The following is a 5,994-nucleotide window of genomic DNA, read 5'->3' on the forward strand; positions in this document are numbered from 1 at the left end:
TGGGAAACTACCGCTACTATGGTATAACCGACAAATGCTCCGATGCTGTATAAAATTCCTCTATGAGGTAGAAAAGCTGCTCTTCAAATGGCTAAACCGTCGCAGCCAGAGGAAAAGCTTTGATTGGGAAAAATTCAGGCTATTTCTCAAGAAATTTCCACTGCCTACACCCCGTATATTTGTGAATATTTACGATGTCAGGGTAAGAATCTTTGCGTGATCTCCGTGAATAATGACTACGGAGAGCCGTATGCGTTAATAGCGCACGTACGGTTCGATGAGGGGTAGGGGATACAACTACTAGGCCAGTAGTGCACGGCCGGGATACTAAGGCACTGCCAGACGAAAGGGGCAGTATAACGGACTGTCCTGACCTAAACGCTACCAGGCGGCAAGAGACCCCGCCTACTCTACTTCCTTTTGCACGCGTGCACCAGAAATGCACCGGGAACCGTCCCCGGTGCACGCCAACCACCAACCACTAACTTTGTACGTTTGCAGTCTTTGGGCTATAATAATAAACGTTGGTGGTTTTCACCAGGATAATTTGATACCAGAGAGGGAGCAGTTGATGGAAGCAAAGGGCAGATTTAATATATGGACTTCTGGCTGCCAGATGAATGAACATGACTCTGAAATCATGCAGGCACTGTTAGAAAAAGAGGGTTATCAGTGGACCCCTGACCCTAAGGATGCGGATATCGTCATTCTCAATACCTGCTCGGTCAGAAAAACCGCTGAACAGAGAGCACTGGGGTTTCTGGGGAATATGAAATATCAGAAAAGCAAAAACCCCGAACTTGTCATTGCGGTTGGGGGGTGTATGGCCCACAATCCTGAGATTCGAGAGTTCCTGGTGAAAAAGGCACCCTTTGTTAATATCATTTTTGGAACGCGCAATTTCCACAGATTGCCAGAATTTTTGAAAGAAAGTCTGGAGCATAATAAAAAAGTAGTTGCTGATGAACATGATGAAACCGGGGAAACCCCTGGACTGCTGCCTGCACATCGCGGAAATCCCGTAAAGGGTTATGTTACCATTATGTACGGCTGTAATAATTTTTGCTCTTACTGTATTGTCCCCTATACCAGGGGGCGAGAGAAAAGCCGTCCACCTGAGGAGATCATTGAAGAGGTGACACAGCTTGCCGCAGATGGCTACCGTGAGGTTACACTGCTCGGACAGAATGTAAACTCCTACGGAAAAGAACTATCAGGTCATGTTAATTTTGCGGGACTCTTGGAGTCTTTAGATGAGATACCGGGTCTTGCCAGGATCAGATATATGACCTCCCATCCCAGGGATTTCACTGAGGAGTTGATTGAGACCATCGCTGCTTCCCAAAAGGTTTGTGAGCATTTTCATCTGCCTATCCAGTCAGGGAGCAACAGGATTTTAGAGTTGATGAACAGGGGCTATACCAGGGAAAAATTCATTGCTCTGACTGAACGAATTAGAGAAAAAGTACCCCAGGCAAGTATTACAACTGATATCATAGTAGGATTCCCGAAAGAGGCAGAGGACGATTTCCAGGATACTCTGGATCTGGTGGAACGGGTAAGGTTTGATGCAGCCTTCACATTTTTGTATTCCCCTCGCCAGGGGACCCCTGCGGTGAAGATGGGGGAACAAATATCTCAGGATGCAAAAAAGGAGCGAATGGCAAGGTTGGTGGATCTCCAGAATAAGATTACTCTGGAACACAACCTGTCTTTAGAAAATCAGGTTGTGGAGGTGCTTGTAGAAGGGAGAAGCAAAAAAGACCCCGAACGGTGGAGCGGCAGGACGAGGACCAATAAAATTGTTGATTTTGAAGGTTTAGAAGGTGAGGATCTGACAGGTGAACTTGCTGATGTTTTGATTACCTGTGCCCGAACCTGGAATCTCATCGGTAAATTAAAAAGGGTGTACAAAAAAGAGGAATCTGTTCCTCTTCCAAGAATTTAAACAGTAATAACTACAGGAGGTGCTTGATTAAGTGTCAGTTACAGAAAAAGCGCAGGAACTTGGGTCTGCCTTGCGGGAAACTGAAGAAGCAACAATCTTGCGGGCAGCGGAAATGAATCTTGACAATGACCCCGAATCACTGAAGTTGATCACAGAGTTCCAAAAGAGTTTTCAACAGATCCAAAATGCTCGGAATGCCGGAGAAAATATCAATAGTGAGGAATTAGAAGCATTCAACGAGCTCCAAGAGAAAGTGAATGTGGATAAGAATATCCAGGCCTATTTCGCTGCACAACAGCGTTTTAATCAGCTTCTGCAGCAGGTCAACAACATCATCAACCAGGTTTTGAGGGGAGAAGCTTGTTCCCCGGATTGTTGTGACAGCTGCTCAGGCTGCTCGTAAGCAATCGTGGAGTGGTAGGAGTGGCTAACGCAACTCCCTTGATGTCCCAATACCAGGCGATAAAAAGTAAGTATCCGGACTGTCTGCTTTTTTTTCGCCTGGGGGATTTCTACGAGCTGTTCGGGGATGATGCCAAAAAAGCTGCAAAAGAACTGGATATTGTTCTGACCAGCCGTGGGGCGGGAAAAGAGCAAAAAGTGCCCATGTGTGGTGTCCCTTACCATGCGGTAGAAAACTACCTCAATCGTCTCCTGGAAAAAGGATATAAGGTTGCTATTTGTGAGCAGCTGGAAGAGGCCAAGCCAGGAAAAGGGATTGTTAAGCGGGATGTAGTAAGGGTGGTGACACCGGGCACCATTTTAAATGCTGCTTATCTAGACCAGGCAAATAACAATTACATCCTTTCTCTTTGCCATAAACAGGACCATATCGGCTGTGCGTGGAGTGATATCAGCACAGGTGAGTTTCAGGTTACTCAATTTTCTGTAACAACACAATCCGGGCACCTGGTGGATCTGGTGAACCGTCTGCAGCCTGCGGAGTGTATCTATAAGCGCGGACAATTCTCTTTTTTTCAATCCATGCTGGGAAACTGCTGGGGCTACCGAAATATGATCCCTACCGAGGTGGACCAAGAAACTTCAATCGAGATCATCGAAAAGCAGTTTGGTCAGGATAATCTGATTGGCCTTGATCGCCGATCTTTAGGAGAAGGGCTGGCTGCTGCGGCCACTCTGCTCGGGTATCTTCAACAGACACAAAAAACTGAACAACTGCCCTTTCGTAAGATAACTGTCTTTACACCCGAAAACTATATGTACCTGGATGCCATGACCATCAGGAACCTTGAGCTTTTTACAACCCTGTGGGAAGGCAAAAAAGAAGGCAGCCTTATCTGGGCACTGGACCGCACCTTAACCGCAATGGGCAAACGCCTTTTGCGCAACTGGTTGGAGCTGCCTCTCCAGGATATATCAGCTATCAAAGAGAGACAGGATTCAGTGGAAGAACTATCCGCTGATCTCTTGCTGCGCCAGGATCTGCGGGACTATTTGGATAAGATTTATGATCTGGAGCGCATCACCGGCAGGGTCGATTGGTTGGTGGCTAATCCACGTGATTTAACGGCACTGGCCGATTCCCTGGCTGTGATCCCTGTGATCACAGATATCCTCAACCAGATGACAAGTGATCATCTCAAGGGTCTTGGGGGATCGCTGGACCCCATCGACGAATTAAAAGAACTCATTAACCGCGGAATTATTGAAAACCCACCGGTTAATCCGAAAAACGGGGGCGTGATCAAGAACGGCTATCACCCTGAGGTTGATAAGTTCCGCAAAATGATCGATGAAGGGGAAGCCTGGATCAAGAATCTGGAGGCCGAAGAGCGTTCCCGCACCGGGATCAAATCGCTGAAAATAGGTTTCAATAAAGTATTTGGCTATTATATAGAGATAACCAAACCGAATCTACACCTGGTTCCCGATAACTATATCAGAAAACAGACATTGACTCAGGGTGAACGCTTTATCACACCGGAATTAAAGGAGCAGGAAGCACTTTTTCTAGGAGCCACAGATCGGTTACAGGAATTGGAGTATCAGTTATTTATCGATATTCGCAGTAACGCCAAAGAAATGTCAGATAGGGTGCGCCGGAACGCACACTTGATCGCTCAGATCGACTGTCTGGCATCATTTGCGGAAACCGCTGCCTGCAACAATTACGTCAGACCAAAGATCAACAATGAAGGGATGACCAGCATTAAAAATGGCCGCCACCCGATTCTGGATCAGCTCCTCACGGAGGGCTCATTTGTTCCTAACAGCCTTCACATCGGAGAAGCAGATAACAGGATTCATATCCTAACGGGCCCCAATATGGCAGGTAAATCCACTTATATGCGCCAGATGGCTACCTTGATCTTGATGGCCCAGTGTGGATCCTTTATCCCCGCGGAAGAGGCTGAGATCGGAATTGCTGACCGGGTTTTTGTACGTGCCGGAGCAATGGATGACCTGGGCAAGGGCCAGAGCACCTTTATGATGGAGATGAATGAGGTCTCTTACATCATCCATCATGCCACAAAGGACAGCTTTATCGTGCTGGATGAGATCGGAAGGGGTACAGGCACCTTTGACGGATTGGGGATCGCCTGGGCGATTGTGGAATATCTACATGACCAGATCGGATGCAGGGCAATTTTTGCTACACACTACCACCAGCTGACACAACTGGCTGACGAGTTTAAGGGGGTTGTCAATTACTCGGTGGCAGTGGCTGAAAAAGGCAATAATATTATTTTCTTGCACAAAGTTGTCCCCGGCGGAACAGATAAGAGCTATGGTATCCAGGTGGCGCGCCTGGCCAATCTTCCTTCTATGGTTGTTGAGCGCGCCCGGGAGGTAGCTGACATGATGGAAGCTGATGGTAAATCTGCAGAGCCAAAAAAGCCAGATATTCCGGCAGCTGTTCAATTGGTGCTCTTTGATGATAAAAGTGTAATCATACAGGAACTGCAGAACCTGAATTTAATTCAGATGACACCGTTGGAGGCATTGAATATTCTTTCCGGCTGGCAGCAGCGTTTATCACAGGCAAAGGATAGCGCTCCTACCAGGAAAAAAAGACAGCGTTAAAAGATAAAGTTCGTTACAGAAAGGTGATTAATGTATGTTTATTGGTCTTGACGTAGGTGGCACATATACAGATGCCGTTTTGATGGATGGCAGAAAAATAATTGAAAAGATGAAGGTACCCACGGATAATGATCAGCTGTTGGATTCACTTCTCAAGGCTCTGGACCCTTTATTGGAAGCAGCGAAGGGGGAAGAGCTAGAGCGGATCGTATTGAGCACGACCCTGATCACTAACTTAATCGCCACGAAAAAAGTCGATCCAACGGCGCTGGTGATCATACCAGGCCCAGGGTTGAATCCCAGTACATATGATTACAAGGTTCCCTATACATTCTTGCTGTCAGGAGCCATTGACTACCGCGGCAGAGAAATCGACCCTTTGGATGAACAAGAGATCGAGAATTGTGCACAGAAGATCAAAGAAGCAGGGGTTATGCGCGCGGTGGTTGTGGGGAAATTTTCTCAGCGCAATAAACAACATGAAGAAAGAGTGGCCTCCTACCTGGAGGAGCAAATTCCCGGTATAAGGGTAGCCATGGGGCACCAGGTAACCGGCCGCTTGAACTTTCCCAGGAGGGTGTATACATCACTGTTGACCCTGGCTACCCAGGACAGGTTCCATACCTTTTATGCCGAGGTGTTGAAGCTCCTTGAACAAAGGGGAATTACCGCTCCTCTCTATATTTTAAAGGCTGATGGAGGTACACTGCCCTTTGATCTATCTGCGCAAAAACCGGTGGAAACCATTTTTTCCGGCCCCGCGGCCAGCACCCTCGGTGGACTGGCACTCACCCCCAGGGGAGAGACTTCAGTAGTGGTTGATATCGGTGGAACCACCACGGACCTCGCCCTGATTCTATCCGGAGAACCGCTGCTCGCCTCCAGGGGGGCGCGCATCGATGACAAGCTCACCCATGTGAGGGCCTTTGCTACCAGCCTGCTGCTGTAGGTGGTGACAGCTGTCTGCAGGTTCAAGACGGTGTTCTACAGATCATGCCTTA

General features: G+C 47.7%; 5 protein-coding genes. All 5 read left to right on the forward strand.

Features of this window, described 5'->3' with window-relative positions; genetic code table 11:
* Positions 1 to 220 (forward strand): hypothetical protein (locus SSCH_RS19825; protein WP_044664103.1); only part of this gene is annotated, 220 nt, incomplete at its 5' end.
* Between the two features lie 351 nt (positions 221 to 571).
* The gene (gene miaB, locus SSCH_RS02565; protein ID WP_044664104.1) at positions 572 to 1,948 is read left to right on the forward strand and encodes a tRNA (N6-isopentenyl adenosine(37)-C2)-methylthiotransferase MiaB; all 1,377 of its coding nucleotides are present in this window, start codon (positions 572 to 574) and stop codon (positions 1,946 to 1,948) included.
* Positions 1,949 to 1,979: 31 nt separating this feature from the next.
* Positions 1,980 to 2,351 (forward strand): YlbF/YmcA family competence regulator, encoded by a 372-nt coding sequence (locus SSCH_RS02570; RefSeq protein ID WP_044664105.1) that lies wholly within the window; start codon positions 1,980 to 1,982, stop codon positions 2,349 to 2,351.
* 20 nt (positions 2,352 to 2,371) lie between these two features.
* Entirely contained in the window at positions 2,372 to 4,993 is a 2,622-nt protein-coding gene (gene mutS, locus SSCH_RS02575) for a DNA mismatch repair protein MutS (protein ID WP_156972047.1), read from the forward strand.
* Positions 4,994 to 5,027: 34 nt separating this feature from the next.
* Positions 5,028 to 5,942 carry a hydantoinase/oxoprolinase N-terminal domain-containing protein gene (locus SSCH_RS02580; RefSeq protein ID WP_052835224.1) on the forward strand — a complete coding sequence of 305 codons (915 nt, stop codon included), beginning with the start codon at positions 5,028 to 5,030 and terminating at the stop codon, positions 5,940 to 5,942.
* Positions 5,943 to 5,994 lie beyond the last annotated feature (52 nt).

This window comes from Syntrophaceticus schinkii (assembly GCF_000946815.1).
Lineage (GTDB): Bacteria > Bacillota > DSM-12270 > Thermacetogeniales > Thermacetogeniaceae > Syntrophaceticus > Syntrophaceticus schinkii.

Bases quoted from the DNA above. Each gene is read 5' to 3' on its own strand.
- SSCH_RS02580 (WP_052835224.1), top strand. From the start codon at position 5,028: ATGTTTATTGGTCTTGACGTAGGTGGCACATATACAGATGCCGTTTTG.
- miaB (WP_044664104.1), top strand. From the start codon at position 572: ATGGAAGCAAAGGGCAGATTTAATATATGGACTTCTGGCTGCCAGATG.